We start from the raw sequence: 25,538 nt of genomic DNA, 5'->3' as shown, positions 1-25,538 counted from the left end.
CGGTTTTATATTTTCTGGCCGGGCCGCTTTACTTAAGCGCTAACTGTAGCTCTCGGTTGCGCTCTAGCTGCGCTAAGAAGTTATCTGCTATTGGTTTAAACTTAGCAAGCTCGTCGCGAGGCAGAGGCTCTGACTTCGGTAACTTAACCGTTTTAGGGTTACGGTGAACGCCGTTAACTAAAAACTCGTAGTGTAAGTGCGCGCCTGTTACACGACCGGTGGAGCCGACAGTACCAATTTTTTGACCTTGCTTAACTTTTTGACCAGTTTTAACTAGTTTCTTGTTAAGGTGTAGGTATTTAGTGACGTACTGTGTGCCGTGACTAATAAATATATAGTTACCATTATACTTACTGTAACCAGCTTTAATTACTTTACCATTACCAGAGGCAACTACTGGCGTTCCAGTACGAGCTGCGTAGTCAATCCCACGGTGTGCTCTTACTTGTCCTGTTACAGGGTGTAAGCGACGCGGATTAAAGCTTGAGCTAATATATTTAAAGTTAACTGGTGCACGTAAAAATGCTTTTTTCATACTACGCCCTTCAGGCGTGTAAAAAGTACCATCGCTGTGACGGATAGCCGCGTAACGTTGACCTTGGTTAATAAACTCAGCGGCAATAATTTTACCTGTGCCAATAAACTCGCCATCAACATAATGCGATTCATAGATTAAACCAAATTGATCGCCTTTACGGATATCATTGGCAAAATCCACATCCCAACCGAATATATCAGCAAAGTTCATTATTTGCCGTTCACTTAAACCAGCAGCAATACCTGAGGTCCAAAAGCTGTTAGTAATTTCTCCGCCTGTTGATTTAGTTAATGTTTCAATTTCTTTACTATCAATAGACGTATCGTAGTTACCTTCTTCATTTAATGTAACGAACAGGGTATCTGTTTTTGAAATCACATAACGTAACTGTGCCAAAGAACCATCTTCGGCGGTAGCAAAGCTTAATGTTTCACCAGGGTGAATTTTACTAAGTTTACGTGTTTCTGCATTGGTATTAAGCAGTTTATGAACGGTTTGCGCCGAGAATCCGGCGCGTTTGAAAATAAGTGCTAAATTGTCACCGTTTTTAACTTCGAAATCGATAAGATCGTATTCTGGGAGTTTTGCTGCATCTTCTTGCGAATTTAATTCAGTTAATTGCTCAACGTCATCAACTTTAATTTGTAATTCGTAGCGCTTGCCAATTTCTAACGCATCAGCGCTATTGTCTTTAGAGGCGGTGGCTTTTTCTGAAGGAATGAGTGTTAAAGCAGCAATAGCAGAAACCAAGCCTAAAATAAGCAATTTGTGTTTTTTTGGGAGAGTGTGCACAACGCGAACCATAACGTGCCTTTTCCTGCTGTCAAGATAATTAATCACTAATATTGCAGGATATACTTAATAAAGCGTTAATACCAGTGTTTTGTAGATTTAAACTGGCGCGGATTTACGCTAGAATCACCAGATTGACTGAATTTTTTGGAGTAATACATAGTGGACTTACAAACCGCTCTAGCAGAGATAAAACGCGGTGCTGAAGAAATATTAATTGAAGACGAGTTAGTCGAAAAGCTAAAGTCTGGTAAAAAGCTAAAGATCAAAGCTGGTTTTGATCCAACTGCACCTGACTTACACTTAGGTCACACTGTGCTAATTAATAAAATGAAAACCTTCCAAGACTTAGGTCATGAAGTGATTTTCTTAATTGGTGATTTCACCGGTATGATTGGTGACCCAACGGGTAAAAATGTAACTCGTAAGCCACTAACCCGTGAAGATGTATTGGCAAATGCTGAAACATATAAAGAACAAGTATTTAAAATTCTTGATCCGGCTAAAACCACGGTTGCTTTTAATTCAACTTGGATGGAGAATTTAGGCGCTGCAGGTATGATCAAGCTAGCAGCACGTCAAACGGTTGCTCGTATGCTAGAACGTGATGATTTTAAAAAGCGTTATGCTGGCGGACAATCAATTGCGATTCATGAGTTTTTGTATCCATTAGTGCAAGGTTGGGATTCAGTTGCGCTTGAAGCTGATGTTGAGCTCGGTGGTACTGATCAACGCTTTAATCTATTAATGGGTCGAGAGCTACAAAAAGACGAAGGCCAAAAGCCACAAACCGTATTAATGATGCCTTTACTTGAGGGCACCGACGGTGTGCAAAAAATGTCTAAGTCATTAGGTAACTACATTGGTATTACTGATGCTCCTAACGATATGTTTGGTAAGATCATGTCTATTAGTGATGAGCTGATGTGGCGTTATTATGATTTGCTAAGTAGCTTATCAATTGACGAAATTGCTGCGCTTAAAGAAAAGGTTGCACAAGGTACTAATCCGCGTGATATTAAAATCGATTTAGCAAAAGAAATGATTGCTCGTTTTCACAGCGATGCGGCAGCTGTTGGTGCGCATGAAGATTTTATTAAACGTTTTCAAAAAAATGCGTTACCGGATGATATCCCAGATATGACTGTAACGATTGATGAAGATACCGTATTTATTACTAACTTGCTTAAAGAAGCAGGCTTAGTTGCGAGTACATCAGAAGCTATGCGAATGATCAAACAAGGTGCAGTTAAAATCAATGGCGAAGAAAAGGTCACTGATACTAAGCTTGAAATTGCAAAAGGCAGCACAGCTATTTATCAAGTTGGTAAGCGTAAGTTTGCAAATATTACCTGTGCTTAATAGGTAAAGAATGAAGATTCAGTTTTAAAAACCAGCTTCGGCTGGTTTTTTACTCTTTGTGATCTACAACATTGTTTTAATGATTTCGATGCCAAATATAACCAGTAACCAAAAGCCACGCGCTTGATTTAGCCGATTGATCAATACAGTAATATCATCAGCCTGCGGTAAACGTTCAGTACCAATACGCATTTTATCAAATCGAGTATCTTGGTATATGGCAGGGCCACCGAGTTGCACACCAACAGAGGCCGAACAACAACTTAATAACCAGCCACTATTTATTTGATAAAAATGTCGTCCATAATGCTTGATATAATGAATGCTCAATTTACTGGCTTTACTTGCTGCAATAGTCAGCGCCAATATCCGCGTAGGTAACCACTCAAGAATATATAATAGCCAACTAAGTGATTTTAAAAATGGGCTATTAGGCATAATATCTTTGCGCCAAGCTTGGTGGATCAAAGTCAGTAAGCGATAAGCCAGTGCAGCTATAGGGCCAAATAGTAGATAAAAGAAAATAACGCTAAAGTAATGACGAGCAACTCTTAAGATCAGCGTTTCCATGATGGCTTTGCAAAGACCTGGGCCTGATAATTTATCTACCTGACGAGCAAGTAGCGGTTTTAATAACTCTCGGGCTGTAGACTTTTGATTTTGTTTAACGAGTCGTGCAATGCGCAGTGCTTTACTTTCTACACTTCGCCACTCTAGGCAGAGGTATAAAATTAACCCAGCTAATAGTTCAGGGTAATAGGCGAATTCAAGCAGTAAGACTACCAAGGTCATGATCACTAAAATGACTAAGGTGAAACATAACGAGGATGACAAATATTGGTAACTTGCAGGTTCACTCTTTCTAAAAACGCGTTTCCCAAGAGCTCTAAATACCGCAGTTAAAAATATATTTGGGTGATACCAGCTTACCAAAGGTAAAAAGCGCTCAGCAAGGAGCGCTAATATAAATACAATAAAGTCCAAATGTTGCTGAACTAAATTGAGTAACACGTTAGAGCGTTACCGTAGTCAGCTTTTCTAGTAATGCGACCACCATTTTTGATGAGTTTATTGAAGCAGTTTCTAGGTATTCTTCAAATGACTGTGGTGACTCTTTACCTGCAATATCAGACATTGAACGGATCACTACAAACGGTGTAGCTAAAGAAAAGCATACTTGTGCAATGGCAGCGCCTTCCATTTCTACAGCTAACATAGTAGGGAAGTCCGCGCGGGCTTTATCAATACGCACCGGATCACACATAAATGAATCGCCAGTACAAATTAAGCCGATCAGGGTCTTCACGTCACTGATGCTTTCAACACTTTGTTGTGCAGCCTCTATTAATTTAGGGTGAGCGGCAAAACCAGCAGGCATCTGTGGTACTTGGCCAATTTCATAACCAAAAGCGGTTACATCAACATCATGATGACGTACCTCAGATGAAATTACCACGTCGCCAACACTCAGAGATGGATCAAAACCACCGGCAGAGCCTGTGTTGATCACACAGTCTGGTTGAAAATTATCAATCAATAACGTTGTTGCAATACTAGAGGCGACTTTACCAATACCTGATTGCACTAAAGTCACAGTGTTACCAGCTAATTCACCTGTATAAAAAGTGAAACCTGCTTTAGTTAGAATTTGTGGATTTTGCATTGCTTCACGCAAAATTTTAACTTCTGGCTCCATCGCGCCAATAATACCGACATTCATAATTTTAAATTCCTCTAATTAGATGTTTAGATTATACGTGAAGTTAGCGATAAAAAACAAAAATGCGAGCTTAAAAGCTCGCATTTTATCGTTTAAGAAAACTTATATTTCAGCTAAAGCTGTGGAATGGGCTTTAGCTTGCGAAGGAGATAGTACCGCCGGCTTAGTAACACGGTTGCGTGTCGGGCGACTACTTTGTGCTGTCGGCTTGCCAAGCTTAAACATAATTGCTTCGCGTACTTCTGATGGCCGATAGCCAGATTTAACTTTCATACGGATATGTGGAATGCCAGCAGCTTCAAGTGCACCATTAACAAACCAGTCTCGTTGTGCTTTATGACCATCTTTATTGGCGTTGTTTACTAAGTCAACCGCTGCCACAATCGTCATCTTTTCTTTATCAATCAGCACATAATCCAGTTGTTTGTTTTTTGCTTTAGCGATTGCAGCACGTTTAGCTTTAGCAGATAAACCTTTTTTACAATCAATGATATCGATTAATTTTACACGGCTAACAATTTTATATTGATCGCCTACAGCACGTTCTAAAAGGTTTAAGAATGAGCTTTCAACTTGCGTAAATACACTGGTTTTACGCGTGAATGGGTAAGGGTTTCCGCCATCATCGGTAAACTTTGACGCAACAACAGATGCCCCTACGACTAATACTAAAATTGATAATAAAGCGAATTCCATACGGTAACTCCACAACAACAAATTGACACTATAAATTACTTAGCAATTTACGTGCCCAGTTGTAATGAAGTTACACTTTATAACAGCTAAGTTATGGCTGGTATCCGCCAGCAATTCCTTTTACTGCAATCGCTACAGCATCATGGGCATGCAGAGATTCATAATGGTTTATTTGTAACCAGTAATCGGCGTATTGTGCATCTTCTAACACGGCTTTGATTTTACGCGCAGCATCTTCACAAAACATCAGATTTTGACCATTTAAACGGGCGAATTCTTGCTCATCTTCACGCTTAACTGCCGCTTGTACAGGGGTTTTAAGCTCATCTTCAAGAGTATTGATCAAGCTCAAAATATCAAACTCACGGATGCTACTATCTAGTTTGACTTTTACATTGGCAATAGAGCGTTGAGAATGCGGTGTGGCGATTATGCCATCGGTACTGCCAAGCCAGTTGACCACTTCTTCATGGCTAAGAGTATGCTGCTGAAACTTTTCAACAAAGGCTTGTTGAATAAGTTGGCGAGCTAATGCCGCTGAGCATGGGCAAGTTGATGAGTAAGTTACATCAAGGCTTAATTCAAAACTAAGTACACCGCGGTCAATTTTTGCCACTATGGTCAACGGGTAGCTTTTCCAACCCGCTTTGCCGCTAAGGAGTGATTTTCTGCGCAGCGGTAGTTCAAACTTAAATTCAATTTTAGCTTGGTCGCTTAATCCAGTGTGACTAGAGATAAAGCTATCGAGCGCTTGTGCAATAGTTTGCGGGTTAACGTGTTGCTCAGTTGACAGGGTATCGAGCGCTAAAAATAACCGCGACATATGAATACCTTTTGCGTCTTCTTTGTGAAGATTAACAAAAGCACGAGCTTTAGCGTTGACATTAATAGGCGCAAGATCACGAGATTCAAATAAAAAAGGCAGTTCAATATCAGCCATACCAACCCAGTCTAATTTACCTGTTTGTAAGGCGGGAGCCGTATCTGCTATATCGGGCATGTTGCTTTGCATGGAAAATCTCGTTATTGGCAATTGTAAAGCGCAATATTTTACACGAAATAAATAAAAAATACGTGGTAGATGAAAATTTTCTGTTTTCGTCGCGGAACATGAAAATAGTTAATGCAAAAGTGCTAAAATCCTAACACTAGTCGTTTTTTTATAGCTGTGTAGTCAGCTGATTTTTTATATACTTATATGTATAGCTAAGAGACAGATTTATATATGATCGATTCCTCTTTGAGTCCATGGGCTCGAATACTTTCTAGTTTAATTACTCGATTTGGTGAATTCAAAACCGCAACTATTTGTTATGTCTTACTATTAGTACTGGCATTAATATTATCGTGTATGTTTTATTATGTTGCAGTAGGCGAGGTGATGCTTGTCGATGTGCTTGCCGTGATATTTTTTACTGCAGTAGTGTCGCCCATTATTATCAGTGTGTTGATCAATTCAATCCGCCAGTTAGATGCTTCCTATGCGTATTTAGATAGTGCCACTAAGCAAGAAAAATTATTAAATCAAACTTTAAAAGATAATATCAATCGCTTAAATGTAGAGATAGATGAACGTAAAATGGCATTTCATGCCAAGCACCGTGCAATCGAAGAACTCAGGCGAGAAATAGTTGAACGTAAAAAAACCCAGCAAGAGCTTGCTCAACAAGGCATGTTACTGCGCTCTATTGTTGATTCATCCCCTGATTTATTTTATTACCGTGATAACAATGGTGTTTTTGCCGGCTGTAATAAAATGTTTGAAGAGGTTATGGGGAAATCAAGTGACGAGTTAATAGGTAAAACTGCAGAGGAGATTTACCCAACGCAATTCTTACCGGAAGTATTACTAACTGATAACAAAGTCGAAAAAACGCACGCCGCTTTAACGCTTGATGTTGAATACCCTGTAGGCAATGAAAACCGTTGGTTTGAAATGCGCAAGCTCCCATTTATTAATGATGACGGTGATTACATTGGCTTATTAGCATTTGGGCGTGATATCACCAGCCGCAAAGAAGCAGCTCAAGCACTTGAAACCGCTTATAAAGACAAAGGGAAATTTATTGCCACCCTAAGTCATGAATTACGAACTCCACTCAATGGTATTGTGGGTTTAACCCGTATGTTACTAGACACCGACTTGGATAAGCAGCAACGTAGTTGGTGTAACACCGTATTTTCTAGTGCTGAAACATTAGGAAATATTTTTAATGATATTATAGATTTAGATAAGATAGATCGCGAACAACTCGATATTGTTACCGACTCAATAAACGTCTCTGATTTTATTAATGATGTGGTTAACTTTGCAGGATTGATCGCTGAGCAAAAAGACTTAGAGTTTGAAATTAAGCGCAAAGGTATGCTGGATATTTATGCGCAGCTAGATCCGACCCGATTACGCCAAGTGGTATGGAACTTAATAAATAATGCGGTTAAATTTACCCAAAAAGGTAAAGTTCAATTAGCGTGTGCTCGGGAAAATCGTGCGGATGGCGCGTGGTTAGTCATGAAAGTAACAGATACCGGGCAAGGTATTCCACAAGAGCAATTACATCGTATTTTTGATATGTATTATAAAGCGCCGGATTTAAATGGTACTAATGCGATAGGATCAGGTATTGGTTTAGCGGTCACCAAGGCTTTGGTTACAGCAATGAAAGGACAATTACATGTAAGCAGTACCGAAGGAGAGGGCAGCTGTTTTGTGGTTGAAATACCGCTGGCGCTTTGTATCGCTCCGGCTGAACAAAGTTATGTTGGCCGTAGTTTGAATATCTTGCTAGTTGAAGATGTGCCGCTTAATGCTGAAATCGCCACTAACTTACTTGAGCAACGTGGTCATGAAGTTATCTGGGCTGAAACCGGTGAAGATGCATTGTCGTTTGTTGAAACTGAGGATGATCTGGATTTAGTACTGCTAGATATGCAACTGCCAGATATTAATGGCGATGAAGTAGCAAGACAGATCCGTGCCGATAGCCATTTTGATAAGTTACCTATTGTCGCGCTTACGGCTAATGTGCGTAGCGCCGAAGAAGAGTTACAAGGGATCTCAATTCAAGGCGCATTAGCTAAACCTATCAATACCACGAAGCTTGATAAAATGCTGGCTGAACTATTTGATATTAAACATCTACAACAGTCTGATGAAACACGCCTGACGGTTAGCAAAGAAGCCAGTGAAAATATCAATGTAGAGTTACTTGATGTTGAAACCATTGAAGATTTTGTTAATTCGATGGGCATAGTAACATTTAAGCGCAGCAGCAGTTTATTTGAAAAGCTAAATCCACAGTATCAGCAAGAGTTAGCAACGTCATTAGCAGCTGGTGACCGTGAAGAGTATAAGTCTGTAGCACATAAGCTTAAAGGTGCTGCAGGTTCAGTTGGTTTAAATGATGTACAGTTACACGCTAAGACCATGGAACATGGTTCTATTGAAGAAAGTGATGAAGTATTAAAGACTTGGTTAGTAATATTGGCAGATAAAATAAATGAAGGGCAACATGCCCTTCATTTATTCTTACAGCAATTAGAACGTTAATGCTGTCATTACTTGGTAAAACAGATATTAACTATCAATTTTACCAATGAAACGATAACCTTCACCATGGATGGTGCTGATAAGCTCAGATGTGCTGTTATCACTTTCAAAATGCTTTCTGATACGACGGATCGTTACATCAACGGTACGGTCATTCGCACGTAACTCACGACCAGTCATATGCTTGATTAGTTGCTCACGACTGAAAATACGGCCCGGAGAGTCAAGCATTAGACGCAGTGCTCTGTATTCACCTTTAGGTAAACGTTTGGCATCACCATTTGGCGATGTTAAACAGCGACTATTTTCGTCAAGTTCCCAGCCATTGAATGTGATCACACCATTTGTTTCAAGGCTTGATTCTTCACCACCAAGGGCAGTACGAGAAAGCAAGTTACGAGCACGAATAGTTAATTCACGAGGATTGAACGGCTTAGTAATATAGTCGTCCGCGCCAATTTCTAGGCCTAAAATACGGTCTACATCATTATCACGACCGGTTAGGAAAATAAGTCCAACGTTACGCTTTTGACGTAATTCACGCGCTAGTATTAGCCCGTTTTTGCCTGGCAGGTTGATGTCCATAACTACAAGGTTCACATCATCATTATTTGTAAGCTTGTCATGCATGTCATCGCCATCAATGGCTTCAATAACTTTGTAACCTTCAGCTTCAAATAAACTAACGAGGTTTAGTCGAGTTACGTCTTCATCCTCTACAATCAGAATGACTGGCGTTTGCATTATTAATTAACCTTTTTCGGAATATTTTATTTACAATTAATTCGGTATTGTATTATAAAACCGAATACTAGTGATTATAGGAGTATATCCAATTGTTAACAAGTAAAATCAATTCGGATGAAATTTAGAAACAGCTAATAACCGAGATTGCACTTTAAAACTGCTGCGCAACAACTGCTGCTTATTGATATACAGTCGGATTTTATTCCCTTCTTGGACCAAAGAGACAACGCCTCCTTTTTCTAAAAAACTGATACTCTCACCAACTGTTAAGGTACTTAATGAAATGGTATCGATCCAAAGTGGAATTATATCATCTTCCATTGTTTCATCAATGTATGTGATATCACAAAAGCGAGAAAGTTCAGAAATTTGCTGTTTTTTATTAATTAATACGGTTTCAATCGGTATATCGTTAATTTTAAGATTCGAATTATCCTTTAATAGCTCACCAATCCCATGTTCAACGTCATAAAAACAAAAAGTCACAGCCTGTTTATTGTTAACTTTAGGGAACTCGACGAATTTTGCAATCTGAAATAGGAACGCCGATTTGACTTGTTCAGGGGATTTGGCCTGTAAAAAGGTAGGAAACAGCAGCATCAGAGCCAGTAATAAACCTGTTAATCTCATACTTTACTTGCCTCTGTTAATGGCAAGGTAATTATAAAGCGCGTACCTTCTATATTTTGATCATCAAAGTAAACACTGCCTCCTAATGCTTGTGTGACTAAATTGTAAACTAAATGCATACCTAAACCACTGCCACCTTCGCCGCGCTTAGTGGTAACAAAGGGATCAAAAATGCGTTTTTTAACGCTTTTATCAACTCCGATACCATTATCGTAATAGTTGATGATCAAGCTACTTTCGTTACGTTCCACTGTGACTTCTATTTCGTTATTTTTATTATCTTTAAAGCCGTGGATTATCGAGTTACTTAATAATTGCTGTAATACCTGTTGTAGGGGACCCGCTTTACTTTCGATCATCAATTGTTCAGAACAATGAATAACGATTTTAGGAGCCTTGATCTCTAGTTCAGTACGCATAGAAAGCATTACGTTAGTTATAAGATCATGCATATTGATCAGCGAATTAAGCTCACCATCTTGGTTTACTGCTACTTTTTTAAAGCTGGATACCAGTTCCGCAGCACGATTTAAATTTCGATAGATAAGGTCTAAGTTTTCTATGCCATTGTCGATAAAGCGCTTCAATTGGTTTGAGGTTAAGGTTTTTTGCTCAAACCCTAGACTTATTTCTGCCAGTTTATCGCGAAGCAGGGTAGAACCAGTGATCCCTAAACCAATCGGTGTATTTACTTCATGTGCAACACCTGCAACCATCTGCCCTAAAGAGGCCATTTTTTCACTTTCAACAATTTGGTTTTGGTATTGATGCATTCGCTCAAGGGTTGTTAGCAACTCTTGATTTGCCTCTCGGAGTGCGATTGTACGTTGATTTACTTTTTCTTCTAGGCTTTGGTTTAACTGTTTAATTTCTTGCTTATCATTCTTATGACGCTCTATTTGATTTTGTGTGCGAGTTAGCATGATATTTAAACTATTCGAAAGCATATTGACTTCGGTAATATTAGTTTTCGGAGCTCGGGCGCTATAATTATGATTTTTCGAAACATCTTGCAGCAACGTACTTAATTGGTCAATGGGGTCGGCAATACGCTTTTGAATTCGTTTTGCGACAAAATAAACCAGTATTAAAACGAATAGCGTTAAAAGGATATCAATAAGAATTTTTTGGTTAATATAGGCGTTAAGGCGCTCTAAGCCACCACGAATATACACATAACCCTTAATATCACCTTCGTAAGTAATTGGTTTGATTAGCTCTATGTAGTCTTCAGTGATTCTAGGTTCTTGAAGTTGCTCAATACTATCAACTCGAAGTGGCACTGGTGGGGTTTTTCGTGCATTGAAACTGGTAAAAAATACTGCTTTATTTGATATTTCGTCGATTGCATAAATATGTATGTTTTTAATGAGTGGAATTTTTTCGAAAGATTTAAGGCGTTGCTCTTCGGTTTTCCTATCATCAAACAGTACACTTACTTGTGCATTAAAAGCGATTATTTCAGCGAGAATATTGAGCTTGTTGACGATTAATTGCTTTTGCTCTTTGACATCTAGGTAGGTTGAAATAGAAATAGATAACGATAAACACAAGGCAGTAACAAGCATGACTGCGCTTATCAGTGCTTTGCGAATACTTGTTGGCGATGTTGATTTAGACATTATTGTAATGAAGGCCAAGTTATTTAATTTTTATCTAGTTGCTGTAAGTCTAGCAAAGACCTATCAAAGTGACTAAAAAATATAATAACTTTGTTGAAAAGCTGCCATTTATATTATTTGGCAGCGTTTGTGAGGTTATAGCAGCAATTAACTGCTATACACTGAAAACTTATTGGTTTTGTGTACTACTTGATAACTACCGAACTGAGCTTCTAGAATTGGCGGGTATTTCAAGAAGCAGTTTGCAACAATGGTTAACTTGCCTTGCTTAGTCAAGTGCTGTTTAGCACCACTTAAAAACTGTTCAGCAACAGTATAATCAGTGGCAATACCGGTATGAAATGGTGGATTTGAAATAATAAGCTCAAATTTTCCAGTTACATTTGCTAACCCATCACTCAGTAAAGCGCTACCGTTAACACCGTTAAGTGCCAATGTTTGCGTGGTTGCATAAGCTGCAAGAGCACTAACATCCGTACAGGTAAAATTCAAAGCTGGATTTTTTAAACCTAAGAAGGTCGCAATAAGACCCGCGCCACAGCCAAAATCCAGTACATTGCCAGATTTAATTACAGGTGCATTCTCTAACAGTATTTTAGTACCGCCATCAAGTTCACCGTGATTAAATACACCAGGTACGCTGATGGCATTAAAACTAACGCCAGCAACATCAACATTAAATTGCTTATGGTAACGAGTAATAACAAACTCAGCTAAGGTTTTTATCTCGGTGAATAAATACAAAGCACAATGGCGGGCACTATCGATTTTATTGCTGTATTCACAGTGGCTACTAAATTGCTTTTCAATCGATTTCACACCACTTTTATTTTCACCAACCACCAGTAACTCAGCGTCTGGGTTGATAACCGCGCGAATATTGTCCAACGTCATCAATGCTTCAGGTTTTGCTTTTGGGTAATAATAAATAACGAGGTCAAAGTGTTGACCGGCTATCTCATGGCTAACACAAACATCAATACTGTTGATATTTTTAGCAAACTCACCATTAGCATGGTTGTAACTAAAAGCGCTGATCTTGCTGTTTGGATTTAACTGGCGCAGTTGTGACAAAAAGCCATCTTGCACAAAATTAACTACTAAAATAGAGTCCGCCATTAGGTTTGCACTATTGCGTAGTAAAAGTGAACTTGGATTAGTTAATGCGCTCATAAATGGCTTTGCCTTAAAGTTGTTTTGATTAATTTAGCTAATACGCTCGAACATTAAATCCCAAACGCCATGACCTAAACGATGGCCGCGTTGCTCAAATTTCGTCAAGGGACGTAAATCAGGACGTGGTACATAATCGTTAGTCTCAGATTGGTTTTTAAAATGCTCCGCTGCTTGCATTACTTCAAGCATATGTTCAGCGTAGTTTTCCCAATCTGTTGCCATATGGAATACACCGCCAATTTTTAATTTGCTACGCAAGCTCTCTACAAATGCAGGTTGCACAATACGACGCTTATGGTGGCGTTTTTTATGCCATGGGTCAGGGAAGAATAGTTGCACCGTAGTAATGCTGCCCTCTGCAATACAATCAGCAAATACTTCAACAGCGTCATGCTCAAAAATACGTAAGTTTGTAATGCCTGCTTCATCAGCATCCATTAAACATGCGCCAACACCTGGGCGGTGTACTTCAATACCAATAAAGTTAAGGTGTGGTGCGCTCTTGGCCATTTCGACCAATGATTTACCCATGCCAAAACCAATTTCTAAAACAACGTCGTTGTCATTACCAAATACTTGGGCTAGATCAAGCATGCCTTGTTGATGTTCAAGCCCCATGGTTGGCCAGCATTTTTCAATTGCCGCAGCTTGTCCTTTGGTTAAACGACCTTCGCGCTTAACAAAACTGCGAATGGTACGAATATATTTACCTTCTTGCATCGCTTGCTCAAGGTTATCGTTACTTGAATCACTCATATATTTTGGCCTGATGAAAACAACATGTCTTAAAATGGTGGCGTATTATCCCTGACCACGGCGTTGATCACAAGGCCTTATCTTTTGTGTATGTTTATAACTTGATATTTTAACTCACTGCAATAGACTGAGCGCCATTAAGAGTCGGGTTTAAAAAGTAATTATTTTGAAGTTAAACAACAGTGAAGCAAGCTGGTTTTCTCAGCAAGTAGTCGATTGGTATGAATTACATGGGCGTAAAACCTTACCTTGGCAATTAAATAAAACACCTTACAAGGTGTGGGTGTCTGAGGTGATGTTGCAACAAACTCAGGTAGTCACAGTTATTCCTTACTTTGAAAAGTTTATGCAAAGTTTTCCAGATATTATCGCTTTAGCAAATGCAGATGAAGATCACGTGCTGCATAACTGGACCGGATTGGGCTATTATGCTCGAGCTCGCAATTTACATAAAACCGCAAAGATAATTCGAGATCAATACAAAGGTGAGTTTCCAACAACGTTAGACGAGGTTGTCGCTTTGCCAGGAATTGGGCGATCGACTGCAGGAGCTGTTTTATCGCTTTCTCTTGGCCAACATCATCCTATATTAGATGGTAATGTAAAACGTGTGCTTGCCAGATTTTTTATGATTGAAGGTTGGTACGGAGTCAAAAAAGTTGAAAACCAATTATGGCAACTATCAGAGCAGTTAACTCCAGCAAAACAAGTGACTGAGTTTAACCAAGCAATGATGGATTTAGGAGCAAGCCTTTGCTCACGTAGCAAGTTTGACTGCCAACCTTGCCCGTTGCGTTCGCGTTGTGGAGCGTATAAGACTGAGCAGGTAAAACAGTTCCCTCATTCAAAACCTAAAAAAGCAGTGCCAAAGAAAGTGTGCCATCAATTAATTATTCAATGTAATGATCAAGTATTGATGGAAAAAAGGCCTAACTCAGGAATATGGGGCGGTTTATTTAGTTTTTTTGAATTTGAGCAAAAATCTCAGTTAGATACTTTTTTAGCGCAGCAAGGGCTTGCTGTTACAACTGTGCCAATTGAGCCTTTTACGCATATATTTTCGCACTTTGAATTAACTATTAATCCGCATGTAGTCACTTTGCATAAAGTGCCTGATGTGGTGAATGAGCGACAACTAGTTTGGTACCCGTTGGACCAGTCAATAGAGGTTGGTTTAGCCGCCCCAACTAAAAAGCTAGTTAAACAAATTGCTACAATAGTTTACACTAACTGATATCGTTTCTAAGAGCACAAGAGAGCAATCATGGCACGCACTGTATTTTGTCAAAAGTTACAAAAAGAAGCCGAAGGGCTTGGTTTCCAACTTTACCCTGGTGAGTTGGGTGAAAGGATTTTTAATAATATTTCTAAAGAAGCATTTGCACAGTGGCAGCACAAGCAAACAATGCTGATCAATGAAAAGCATTTAAATATGATGGATCCAGAGCATCGTACTTTTCTAGAAGAGCAAATGGTTGGCTTTTTGTTCGAAGATAAAGATGTAGAAATCGAAGGCTACCGTCCGCCAGAAAAATAATTTTCACATGCGAATAAAAAGGGCAATAAGCCCTTTTTTACTGCTTGAATTAAATCAGATCATCTTGCTCTTGGGCATTACTAACTTGCTCTTTTAAAAACTGCGCAACACGGGAGTACTCAATCTCTAAGTTGTCACGCAGTTCAATTAGTTGATCACTGGTTAAGTCTTGTTCTTTACAGTTATCTTCAAAGTCAGCAGCTAGCTCAGCTACTTTTTCTGCGCCAATTGTTTTTGATATAGATTTAAGTTGGTGGCAAGCTGCAATTATTATTTCTTTATCACTGGTCATTACCCCTGTGTTAATGTCTTTAGCTAACGTATGGCTTTGCTCTAAGTACATTTTAAAGAATCGTAACTGCTTTGCTTCATCATTGTTTATGTATTTAGCGAGCATTTCAAAGTTAATTGGTGCTGACGGCTTATTAGGAGAAGCCGTAATCGGTCCTTGCTTGCTTTCACTCCAACTATTAAGAGTTGCCTCTAGCGTATTTAATTCAACTGGTTTAGTAATGAAATCGTTAATACCAGCATTTAAACAGCGTTCTTTTTCACCCTTTAAGGCATTTGCTGTTATTGCAATAACATAAGGCTGAGCGTTGATGTCTTCAAGTTGTGCAGCTTCGTCGCGAATTTTTTCAACCATGTCGTAACCTGACATTTTAGGCATATGTAAATCAGTTAAAATTAACGGGTAACGGCCGCTTTGCCACATTTTTAAACCTTGCTCGCCGTTATCAGCAACTTCAACGCCAAACCCAAGTAAATGTAGTTGATCGGTAAGTACTTGTTGATTCAAAACATTGTCTTCAACAAGTAGCACGAGTTTGTTTTCTTCACGTGCTTGTTCAATATTTAAATAATTATTAAGGGTTTTAACAGGTTTAACTTGTTTTGGTGTATGCAGCCCCGCAGCAACCAATAACGACATCATAAAGTTTGACTTACACAATGGTGACGCATTGAGATAGAAGATGTTTTTATGATTTATTGCGGCTTCATCTAATTTACTAAGTACGATCACCTGTTGGTTATTATCTTCAAGGGTGTACAGTAAACGGCGTAATAAGTAATTAATGCTATCCATTGAATCGATCCCATCAAGCACCCAGATAACGCCAGGGTTATCTTGAGATTGTTCAATTTCTTGCACCGTTTGCGCCGTAATTGTGTTTGCCCCCATAAATGATAAATAACGAGAAAGCGTTTGTTTTCTGCTTTGATGCTCAGTGATGAGTATTACAGAATGATCTTTCAACGCACCTTTATGGGCATACTTTATGGTGTTTTCAGTACTAAATGGCAATTCCACCACAAAGTCACTACCAATACCTATATCGCTGGTAACACTAATGGACCCTAACATTAACTCGGTTAAACTTTTACAAATAGATAAACCTAGGCCTGTGCCACCGTACTCACGGGTAATTGATCCTTCAGCTTGAATAAATGGATTGAATATTTCACGCAGTTGAGCTTGGCTCATACCTTTACCATTGTCGCTGACGCTAAAACGCAGAGTAAAATGGTCTGCAGTATTTTGTGCCACTTCTACAGCAATGCGTACCTGACCTAGACGATTTTCATCGGTGCTAGTAAATTTAATTGCATTACTACATAAGTTATAAAGTACTTGGCGAACGCGAACAGTATCACCAATTAAATTAACTGGTATATCAGGTGCTATAGCTAGCTCTAAATCAAGCTGACGTTTTTTTGCAACCGATGATAATACTCTGGCAACTTCCTCAATAGTATCCGAGACCGAAAAAGGAGTTGGGTCGATATTTAGTTTACCCGCTTCAATCTTTGAAAAATCTAAAATATCATCCAGAATCCCCAATAGTGAAAAGGCTGATTCACGAATAATTGTACTTAGGCGATGCTGAGCGCCATTGAGATCTGTTTGTCTCAGTAAATCAATGGTGCCAATAACGCCATTCATTGGGGTGCGTATTTCATGGCTCATAGTTGCTAAAAACGTGGTTTTGGCTTCGCTAGCTTGCTCAGCTCTATGGCTCGCTTTTTCAAGCGCTAAAGTGCGGTTTTGCACTTCAGTTTCCAGACTGCTTTGCAGTTTTTGCAAATCTTTTTGGGCTACGTCATTACTATTGATAGCATCTTGTACTTGCTGTAATAGTTGATTGATATTTTTAGCTACAACGCCAAGGCCGATATCTAATTGTTCGTCGATATGTGTATTGTAACTGCCAGATTTAGTGATGCTCTCTAATTCATGTGCAAGAGTGTCACTACTTTTGCGGATCCGCGTATTAAGATAAACGTTAAAAAACAGCGCTAGTAAAAATAAACTTACTCCAGCAACTCCTGCAATAGCCAATGCAAGCACGATGGAATAATTTGGCAGTAGAGGGGGGGCAGTGATTTTTTGTTTAATGATTAATTCACCAACGGGTTGATCATTTAAATTTAATTGATGATGGATAATACCTTGCTCAGCTAAATGTTGATCAAGTTTTAGCGGTGCAATTGCTGGTTTATTACTGGCAAAAACCAATTGTGTTTGAGCCGTAGGTGTATATCTATATAAGTAGTAATCAAATTGATTATTTAGCGAAGCGCTTAAATTTAGTAGTTGAGTGGCATTATCTTGTCCTGTTCGAGTCAATGCATTAACCAAAGGTGTGTCTAATTGCTCAGCTAACGTTATTAAGCTTAGTGAACTTGGTGGTGCTTTTGAGTCTTCAGTGTTACTAGGGTAAAAAGAATAAGCAACCACAGCGAGTGCTGTTACGGCTAAGTTTATTAGTATAAAAAGAGGTAACAGCCCTTTTACAGGAGAAGAAAATTTACTCTGCATTTATTATCCAACTTAATCTATTATCAACCGCAATCTAAACAGTCGCTTGTGTACTGGAAATCAATCCTACCATTTACCAGAAATAATTCACTACGTTTTTAGTGCTGTTGTTTACAAGGAGCCTAAATTAATAGACAGTTACGTTAAACTACAAACAGCTGTTGTAATAAACAGCGTTTTTTACGTTTATTAAACAGTTTGTTGAAAAACCGTGCAAACAGTTATAAAGAATAAAAAAAAAGTTGACTTGAAAGGGCAAAACCAGTTTAATACGCCGCACACGCAGATAGCTCAGTCAGTAGAGCTAAGCGGAAAGTGTATAAAAACACTTTATAATTTTTTATTAAAACTGAAATTGCCCAAATAGCTCAGTCAGTAGAGCTAAGTGGGAATTGTATTGAAAATCCTTTGTGATTTTTTATTAAAACTGAAATCGCCCAGATAGCTAAGTCAGTAGAGCTAAGTGGGAATTGCATTGAAAATCCTTTGTGATTTTTTATTAATACTGAAATTGCCCAGATAGCTCAGTCGGTAGAGCAGAGGATTGAAAATCCTCGTGTCGGTGGTTCGATTCCGCCTCTGGGCACCATTATTTAAGTAGTGGTGTTTAAATCAAATGATTAAAACATTATTACGCGTGCCTTAGCACACAGTTTAGTGTGCCGACTTAGCTCAGCTGGTAGAGCAACTGACTTGTAATCAGTAGGTCAACCGTTCGACTCGGTTAGTCGGCACCATTTATTTAGATTAAGTGTTTAATTTAACAACTAATCTGCACAGTTAATGTGCCTCGATAGCTCAGTTGGTAGAGCAGAGGATTGAAAATCCTCGTGTCCCTGGTTCGATTCCGGGTCGAGGCACCATTTATTAAAAGTTATCAATCTTTAAAATTGAAACGTGCCTTAGCACACAGTTTAGTGTGCCGACTTAGCTCAGCTGGTAGAGCAACTGACTTGTAATCAGTAGGTCAACCGTTCGACTCGGTTAGTCGGCACCATTTATTTAGATAATTTGAAAGAGCAACTGACTTGTAATCAGTAATTCGTTCAGGTTATCAGTTCGACTCGGTTAGTCGGCACCATTTATTTAGATTAAGTGTTTAATTTAACAATTAATCTGCACAGTTTATGTGCCTCGATAGCTCAGTTGGTAGAGCAGAGGATTGAAAATCCTCGTGTCCCTGGTTCGATTCCGGGTCGAGGCACCATTTATATCAAAGCCCTGCATTTGCAGGGCTTTTTTGTATCTGAAATAAACTAAGCTAGCAGTTTACGAAGAAAAACAGCGTCAATTCTGACTCTTGTACAATACCATTCTTTAATTTGTAATCTTTAATCTCAAAAACTCGCGCCTTTTATAAATAACGTGCAAACTAGCGATCTTATAATTTATACCAATCGACTTAAATATTTAACTATTCTAGCGAGCTAAACAAAGCGCTAACTGTGTTATAAATTTTTCATGCAGAACAACTAGATGTCAAAATTTATGCCTTGTTATCAAATGGTCAGTAACTTAAAACGATTGGTATTAAGGCAAGCTTGACTTTCTAAACGTAAACACCGGCTTGCATTTCCCACTAGTAAATATAAATTGGCAAACTCAACCCTCAAAAACGACTCTTTATTGTGATATTTGTAATGTTATGTAAAGTCAGTTGAGCTATCTGTGAACTGGTGCTTGAATTACACTCATAAATATAAGTAATTCAGGTTTTTATATGATTTGGCAACTTAAGCCGAGTTTAGTGGTAGTCAGTGCCTTGCTGCTCAGTGCATGCAGCAATCAGCTAAATCCAACTGAACGAGTGCAACATACAGCAAATGCTCCTGAGCAATGGCAACAAGCAAAGGCGTCAGCATTTAAGGTTGAAGATAATTGGCTTCAACAATTAGAAAACCCACAGGTATTTGCATTGGTTGACCAAGCATTAGCAAGTAACCAAGAGATTTTACAATCTGGGTATGATGTTGCAATTAAACAGCAGCAATTAATTGCGTCGGGCGCGGCTCTTTGGCCGAGTTTAGATTTATCTGCGCGAACTAATCGCAGTAAAAACAATCGTCCAGTTAGTTATAGCAATGTCAGTTCAGCAAATTTAACACTTAATTATGAAGTTGATTTATGGGGCAAGCTTTCTGATGCGCAGCGCCAGGCAAACCTTGATTTTCTAGCGCAGCAGGCAAATTTTCAACAAGCAAAACAACGCTTAGTAGGTGATGTGGTCAGTGGTTGGTTTAATGTAATAACGGCGCAAAAATTATTGGCGCTGTACCAGCAACGAGAAAAAAACGCAGAGCAGAACCTAGCAATTATTGAGTCGGGTTATCGTCAAGGTATAAATGATGCCTTAGATGTTTATTTAACGCGTAATGAGTTAAACAATGAGCGTTCACGTATTGCTGGTCAAAAAGCCACTCTCAGTCAAGCAATTCGCGCTTTAGAGCGTTTAACTGGCGACTACCCGCGCGGTGCTTTAAGTGTTGAGGCTGACTTACCTCTATTAAATAAATCTATCCCTTTAGGTTTACCGTCAGAGCTTATCACACGTAAACCAAGTTTAATGGCGAGCTGGTATCAATTATTAAGTACTGATGCTAATTTAGCTTATGCTCACAAGCAGCGTTTTCCAAGTTTAAATCTGAGCGCTACGTTAGGTGACAGTGCTGATCGTGTCAGTGATTTATTTTCACCATCAAACTTAGCATGGTCATTAGTGGGTAGTATTTCTTCGCCACTTTTTGATGCTGGTAGGCTAAGTGCTGATGAAGAAGCTGCCCGTTTAGCTGTGTTACGTCAGGAGCAAGTATATTTAGCCAGTCTATATGATGCATTTAATGAGGTGGAAACAGCTATTTCGCAAGAGCAATCTTTGCAAATTCGCTACTTAGCTACACTTAAGGCACAAGAAAATGCCATTGCAGCAGAGCAACTTTCTTTTGAGCAATATCAAAGTGGCTTAGTAACTTACACTACGGTACTCGATGCGCAAGATAGGTCCTTTGACGCACAAAGCTCTGTCATTGAAATTAAGAACCAATTAATTATTAACCGAATTAATCTCCATATTGCCCTTGGTGGCGATTTTTCACAGCCAACCAACGAGTCAACTGAGCAATAATTATGAATATTAAACAAACCAAAATTATTATCCCTGCGGCTATAATCGCAGCTACTGCCTTGTTAGTAATGTTTATTAGCTCAAACCCACCAGAAGCAAAGCGTTTTGGCTCACCACCTAAAGCGCAAATAAGTGTGGCGGTGCAAACTTTACAGCTACAGCCGTATCAAGTGATGGTTGACAGTTTTGGTACTGTAAAGCCGCGCACTCAAAGTATCTTGGTCGCTCAAGCTTCAGGACAGATCATCGCCAGCAGTGAGCAATTTAGAGAGGGGGGCTTTTTTGAAAAAGGCGATGTACTCTTACAGCTTGATGACAGAGATCACCGCGCTGAAGTGAAAGAAGCGCAAGCTAATTTACTCACTGCGCAGCAAGGCTTTCAAGAAGAACAAGCACGTAGTCGTCAGGCTATTATCGATTGGCAGCGTTTAGGTAATGGTGAGCAGGCAAGTAATTTAGTACTGCGAGAACCGCAACTAGCCGCAGCTCAAGCGCAAGTACTTTCAGCACAAGCAAAACTTGAAAAAGCGAATTTAAACTTAGAGCGCACAAAGATAACAGCCCCTTATGCAGGGCGAGTATTAAGTCGCAGTGTGGATCTTGGTCAAGTGGTGAGTAACAATACACAATTGGCAACTATTTACGCCATAGATAGTGTTGAAATACGGTTGCCAATTAAAAACAAAGACTTACCTTTTATTGATTTGCCAGAGCAATTTCGAGATGGTATGAAAAATGCCAATGGCTCAACTGTCGAATTTAGCTCTGACCTAGTTGGTATGCAAAAGTGGCAAGGACAAGTTGCCAGAACTGAAGGGGCCATCGATGAAAATGCTCAGCAGCTTTATGTTGTTGCCCAAATCAATGATCCTTACAAAGCAACTGCTCAAAACCAATACCCGATTAAGATTGGTCAATATATTAAAGCGCAGATCAGTGGCAAATTAGTCGCTGATGTCTTGGTTATTCCAAACAGTGCTATTTACCAAGGTACTTATGTATATATTGTTGATCAAGGTGTATTACAGCGTAAAAATATCCGCTTAGCGTGGCAAAATGCCACGCAAGCAATTATTGCCGATGGTTTGAACATGGGTGATAAGTTAGTGCTTACACCACTTGGTCAAGTTAGTTCAGGTACTGCTGTTAAAGTTATTGGTGAAGCTGATAAAGAGGGCAGTCAGCCTACTGGCAAAAGACCGTCACGTGAACAGTTAGCAGCGATGGCTAAAAAACAAGGGATCACTGTTGAAGAGCTGATGCAAAAGCGTAAAGCTGCTCGCTCGCAAGGAGATAAGCCATGATAGCTTGGTTTACTAAAAACCATGTTGCAGCTAATTTATTGCTGATCAGCATTGTTTTTGCGGGTTTATTTAGCCTTACCACGCAAATTCCTTTAGAAGTTTTCCCGTCTTTTGAAACCGATCGTATTAGCGTCAGTGTTTCCTTGCGAGGCTCAACTCCTGAAGATGTAGAGCAAGGGGTGACCATTCGCATTGAAGAGGCAGTACAAGATTTAGAAGGCATCAAACAAATATCGAGTCGCTCATCTGAGGGGTCAGCGTCAGTGAGTATTGAGGTCGACAGCGGTTACGATCCTCGAGAGTTATTGGCCGATATAAAAAGCCGAGTCGATGCAATTAATACCTTCCCAGCAGATGCTGAAAAGCCAGTTGTTGCCTTAGCTGAGCGTAAACGTGAGGTTATTGCGGTTACCGTTGCCAGTGACTACGGTGAAAAAGAAACCCGTGAATATGCAGAGCAAGTGCGCGACCAATTACTGCGCTTACCCAGTGTTACTCAAGTTGAACTCAGTGGTGTGCGTGATTACGAATTAGCAATTGAAGTAAGCCAAGATACATTGCGTCAATACAGTTTGAGCTTAAGTGATATTTCACGGGCGATATCAAACTCAAGTACTGATATTTCAGCGGGGAATTTAAAAACCCAAGGGGGAGATGTACTTATTCGCTCTAAAGGGCAAGCATATCGCAAAGACGAGTTTGCTCGCATTGCAGTTAAAAATCAAAGAGATGGTACTATTATTCGTCTAGGTGATATTGCTACTATCCGCGATGACTTTGAAGAAACCCCAGTGCGGACTCGGTTTAATGGTAAGCAAGCGGCCTTTATCGATGTATATCGTATTGGTCCACAAAGTGCCATAACAGTAGCCGATGAAGTAAAAGAATATATTGAAGGCCAGCAAAGTAAATTACCACAAGGGTTTGATTTAAGTTACTGGGATGATGATTCAGAGCTGGTTAAAAGTCGTATTGCCACACTCACCACCAATGCTTTACAAGGTGGTATTTTGGTACTGGCGTTATTGACGCTATTTTTACGTCCCGCCATCGCTTTTTGGGTATTTATTGGTATTCCAGTATCATTTATGGGCGCATTTTTAGCCATGCCATTGTTTGGGGTAACGCTAAATATTATGAGCTTGTTTGGCTTCATCTTAGTGCTAGGGATTGTGGTTGATGATGCAATCGTTACCGGTGAGAACGTTTATACCCATTTAAAAACCGCTGAATCTGGCGAGCAGGCAGCTATTCGTGGCACCCAAGAAGTTGCTACCCCTGTGACTTTTGGTGTTTTAACCACGGTTGCGGCATTTTTACCGTTAGCATTTATAGAAGGTAGTCGTGGCGCTCTGTTTGCACAGATCCCTGTAGTTGTGATCCCGGTATTATTATTCTCACTGATTGAATCTAAATTTGTATTACCTGCGCACCTAAAATATATAAAGTTACGCCATCAAAAAGGCGAACCATCTAAGTTTGATAAATTTCAACAGCGTTTTGCTGATGGTTTTGAGCATGCAATTTTAAAGTATTATCAACCGTTATTAAACTTGGCCTTACGCCATAAGCTAGCCACGGTAAGCTTGTTTGTGGGGATCTTTTTAATTATTTTAACTATGGTTACTAGTGGGTGGACTAAGTTTATTTTCTTCCCTCGTATTCCGAGCGAAACGGTGCGTGTTAGCTTAACATTACCGACAGGTACTCCATTTGAAGTGACTAATAAATACGTGATTGATATGTCGGATAAAGCACGTCAATTACAAGATAAGTACCGTGATGAAAATACAGGCGAAAGTGTTATTTTAAACATTTTAGCCACCACGGGTGGTCGTGGTGGTGCATCAAACTCAGGGAGTGTACGCTTTGAAATCACCCCTGCTGAAAAACGTGACTCTAATATAGGCTCGCGGGAGCTTGCAAGTGAATGGCGCGATTTAATAGGTGTGATCCCTGGCGCTGAAAGCTTAACTTTTAGGGCTGAAATCGGTCGCAGTTCAGATCCAATTGATGTCCAGCTTACAGCAACCTCGCTATCAACCTTGCAAGAAGTGGCTGAGCAGGTCAAAGCGCGTTTGGCGACTTACCCAACAGTATTTGATATTGCTGATAGCATGTCTGATGGTAAAGAAGAGCTGCAAATTGAGCTAACAGAGCAAGGCTTAGCACTGGGTTTAAATCGGGTTGATGTATCACAGCAAGTACGTAACTCGTTTTTTGGTGCTCAAGCACAGCGTATTCAACGTGGTCGTGATGACGTCAGAGTTATGGTGCGTTTACCTCTTGATGAACGTCGCTCGGTGGCTGACTTAAAAGATATCCTTATTAACACCCCAACCGGTGGCACAGTACCGTTATCACATGTAGCTAAACTAGTGCCTGGGCAAAGTCCTTCAACGATTAATCGTATCGACCGCTATCGGACTCTGAATGTTACGGCAGATATCGAAAAAGAAAACACCAATATGACAGTGCTGCAAGCCGATTTAAAAATTTACCTTGATGAGTTGGTGCAGCAATATCCTGGCGTTAGTCACTCTCTTGAAGGTGAGGCGAAAGAACAACGTGAATCGTTCGGCTCGCTTGCTTGGGCGTTGGTATTTGTATTTTTCATTATCTATGCGTTATTAGCTATTCCGTTTAAATCTTACTTACAGCCGCTGATCGTCATGAGTGTGATCCCGTTTGGTATGATAGGCGCCGTGGTAGGACACTGGATTATGGGAATGGAATTAACCATTATGAGCCTACTTGGGATGTTGGCTCTGATCGGTGTAGTGGTTAATGACTCGCTAGTATTAGTTGATTTTATAAATAAAAAACGCAGTGAAGGCGGCGAATTACTGGAAGCGGTAAAACTGGCTGGCGCGTCACGTTTTCGCCCTGTAATGTTAACCAGTTTAACCACCTTTATAGGCTTAATGCCGTTGTTGTTTGAAAAAGCCACTCAAGCGCAATTTTTAATCCCAATGGCTGTAAGTTTAGGCTTTGGGATTATTTTTGCGACCTTTATTACCTTGTTGCTAGTACCAGTTAATTACTTGCTGATGGAGCGAGCACAAAGCTGGTTTAAGTAAATAATAAATACCCGCAGCTTTTTGAGCTGTGGGTATTGTTACGAAAATTTCTCAAACTATTTTTTCAAGCTGAGGTAAACTAAACA

18 protein-coding genes and 5 tRNA genes are annotated in these 25,538 nt (G+C 39.6%); 12 read left to right on the top strand and 11 right to left on the bottom strand.

Annotated features, from left to right (window positions below; all coding sequences use genetic code 11):
- Positions 1-28: 28 nt before the first annotated feature.
- Positions 29-1,342: a peptidoglycan DD-metalloendopeptidase family protein gene (locus H5183_RS19060; protein ID WP_145237580.1), complete on the bottom strand. Its 1,314-nt coding sequence runs from the start codon at positions 1,340-1,342 to the stop codon at positions 29-31.
- Between the two features lie 150 nt (positions 1,343-1,492).
- On the opposite strand from H5183_RS19060, the gene tyrS reads away from it, so the two are divergent.
- Entirely contained in the window at positions 1,493-2,692 is a 1,200-nt protein-coding gene (tyrS, locus tag H5183_RS19055; protein WP_145237578.1) for a tyrosine--tRNA ligase, read from the top strand.
- 63 nt (positions 2,693-2,755) lie between these two features.
- Here the strand turns inward: tyrS and H5183_RS19050 are convergent, their stop codons facing one another.
- The 4 genes from H5183_RS19050 to folE2 form a co-directional block, all read right to left on the bottom strand.
- A complete protein-coding gene (locus H5183_RS19050; protein WP_182732443.1) occupies positions 2,756-3,703 on the bottom strand; it encodes a cobalamin biosynthesis protein in 948 nt (315 codons plus the stop codon).
- A 1-nt stretch (position 3,704) separates the two neighbouring features.
- Entirely contained in the window at positions 3,705-4,412 is a 708-nt protein-coding gene (gene mtnN / locus H5183_RS19045; protein ID WP_182717012.1) for a 5'-methylthioadenosine/S-adenosylhomocysteine nucleosidase, read from the bottom strand.
- A gap of 102 nt (positions 4,413-4,514) precedes the next feature.
- Positions 4,515-5,108: a DUF2726 domain-containing protein gene (locus tag H5183_RS19040; protein WP_145237569.1), complete on the bottom strand. Its 594-nt coding sequence runs from the start codon at positions 5,106-5,108 to the stop codon at positions 4,515-4,517.
- Between the two features lie 91 nt (positions 5,109-5,199).
- Entirely contained in the window at positions 5,200-6,120 is a 921-nt protein-coding gene (gene folE2 / locus H5183_RS19035) for a GTP cyclohydrolase FolE2 (RefSeq protein ID WP_182732442.1), read from the bottom strand.
- 213 nt (positions 6,121-6,333) lie between these two features.
- Between folE2 and arcB the strand changes: the two genes are divergently transcribed.
- On the top strand, positions 6,334-8,658 hold the full coding sequence (arcB, locus tag H5183_RS19030; protein ID WP_145237561.1) for an aerobic respiration two-component sensor histidine kinase ArcB: 2,325 nt from the start codon (positions 6,334-6,336) through the stop codon (positions 8,656-8,658).
- Positions 8,659-8,685: 27 nt separating this feature from the next.
- Here arcB and arcA read toward each other — a convergent pair whose 3' ends face one another.
- The 5 genes from arcA to trmB all read right to left on the bottom strand — a co-directional run bounded on the left by arcA (position 8,686) and on the right by trmB (position 13,589).
- Positions 8,686-9,402: a two-component system response regulator ArcA gene (gene arcA, locus H5183_RS19025; RefSeq protein ID WP_016709833.1), complete on the bottom strand. Its 717-nt coding sequence runs from the start codon at positions 9,400-9,402 to the stop codon at positions 8,686-8,688.
- A gap of 108 nt (positions 9,403-9,510) precedes the next feature.
- The gene (locus tag H5183_RS19020) at positions 9,511-10,035 is read right to left on the bottom strand and encodes a YfiR family protein (RefSeq protein WP_145237558.1); all 525 of its coding nucleotides are present in this window, start codon (positions 10,033-10,035) and stop codon (positions 9,511-9,513) included.
- Positions 10,032-11,657 (bottom strand): sensor histidine kinase, encoded by a 1,626-nt coding sequence (locus H5183_RS19015; RefSeq protein WP_145237555.1) that lies wholly within the window; start codon positions 11,655-11,657, stop codon positions 10,032-10,034. The genes H5183_RS19020 and H5183_RS19015 overlap by 4 nt, the downstream gene beginning before the upstream one ends.
- 147 nt (positions 11,658-11,804) lie before the next feature.
- On the bottom strand, positions 11,805-12,830 hold the full coding sequence (gene rsmC / locus H5183_RS19010; RefSeq protein ID WP_145237552.1) for a 16S rRNA (guanine(1207)-N(2))-methyltransferase RsmC: 1,026 nt from the start codon (positions 12,828-12,830) through the stop codon (positions 11,805-11,807).
- Positions 12,831-12,863: 33 nt separating this feature from the next.
- On the bottom strand, positions 12,864-13,589 hold the full coding sequence (gene trmB / locus H5183_RS19005) for a tRNA (guanosine(46)-N7)-methyltransferase TrmB (RefSeq protein ID WP_145237549.1): 726 nt from the start codon (positions 13,587-13,589) through the stop codon (positions 12,864-12,866).
- Between the two features lie 166 nt (positions 13,590-13,755).
- On the opposite strand from trmB, the gene mutY reads away from it, so the two are divergent.
- Both mutY and H5183_RS18995 read left to right on the top strand, forming a co-directional pair.
- Complete coding sequence (gene mutY, locus H5183_RS19000; RefSeq protein ID WP_220496349.1) at positions 13,756-14,823, top strand: A/G-specific adenine glycosylase; 1,068 nt, start codon at positions 13,756-13,758, stop codon at positions 14,821-14,823.
- Between the two features lie 30 nt (positions 14,824-14,853).
- The gene (locus tag H5183_RS18995) at positions 14,854-15,126 is read left to right on the top strand and encodes an oxidative damage protection protein (RefSeq protein ID WP_145237543.1); all 273 of its coding nucleotides are present in this window, start codon (positions 14,854-14,856) and stop codon (positions 15,124-15,126) included.
- A 49-nt stretch (positions 15,127-15,175) separates the two neighbouring features.
- On the opposite strand, the gene H5183_RS18990 is transcribed toward H5183_RS18995, so the two are convergent.
- Positions 15,176-17,947, bottom strand: a complete 2,772-nt coding sequence (locus H5183_RS18990) for a hybrid sensor histidine kinase/response regulator (protein ID WP_145237540.1) — start codon at positions 17,945-17,947, stop codon at positions 15,176-15,178.
- 513 nt (positions 17,948-18,460) lie between these two features.
- Between H5183_RS18990 and H5183_RS18985 the strand changes: the two genes are divergently transcribed.
- The 8 genes from H5183_RS18985 to H5183_RS18950 all read left to right on the top strand — a co-directional run bounded on the left by H5183_RS18985 (position 18,461) and on the right by H5183_RS18950 (position 25,452).
- A tRNA-Phe gene (locus H5183_RS18985) sits at positions 18,461-18,536 on the top strand.
- A gap of 72 nt (positions 18,537-18,608) precedes the next feature.
- Positions 18,609-18,684, top strand: a tRNA-Thr gene (locus H5183_RS18980).
- Between the two features lie 50 nt (positions 18,685-18,734).
- Positions 18,735-18,810, top strand: a tRNA-Phe gene (locus tag H5183_RS18975).
- A gap of 58 nt (positions 18,811-18,868) precedes the next feature.
- Positions 18,869-18,944: transfer RNA gene (locus H5183_RS18970), tRNA-Thr, on the top strand.
- Between the two features lie 134 nt (positions 18,945-19,078).
- Positions 19,079-19,154 (top strand) — tRNA-Phe (locus tag H5183_RS18965).
- Between the two features lie 513 nt (positions 19,155-19,667).
- Positions 19,668-21,068, top strand: coding sequence for an efflux transporter outer membrane subunit (locus H5183_RS18960; protein ID WP_182732441.1), 1,401 nt, complete (start codon positions 19,668-19,670; stop codon positions 21,066-21,068).
- A 2-nt stretch (positions 21,069-21,070) separates the two neighbouring features.
- Entirely contained in the window at positions 21,071-22,372 is a 1,302-nt protein-coding gene (locus H5183_RS18955) for an efflux RND transporter periplasmic adaptor subunit (RefSeq protein ID WP_145237533.1), read from the top strand.
- Entirely contained in the window at positions 22,369-25,452 is a 3,084-nt protein-coding gene (locus H5183_RS18950) for an efflux RND transporter permease subunit (RefSeq protein ID WP_182732440.1), read from the top strand. Before H5183_RS18955 ends, H5183_RS18950 begins: the two co-directional genes overlap by 4 nt.
- Positions 25,453-25,538: the final 86 nt, after the last annotated feature.

The sequence above is a fragment of the Pseudoalteromonas sp. SR44-8 genome, assembly GCF_014163635.1.
GTDB lineage: Bacteria > Pseudomonadota > Gammaproteobacteria > Enterobacterales > Alteromonadaceae > Pseudoalteromonas > Pseudoalteromonas rhizosphaerae.
This window is presented reverse-complemented; position numbering and strand designations above follow the sequence as displayed.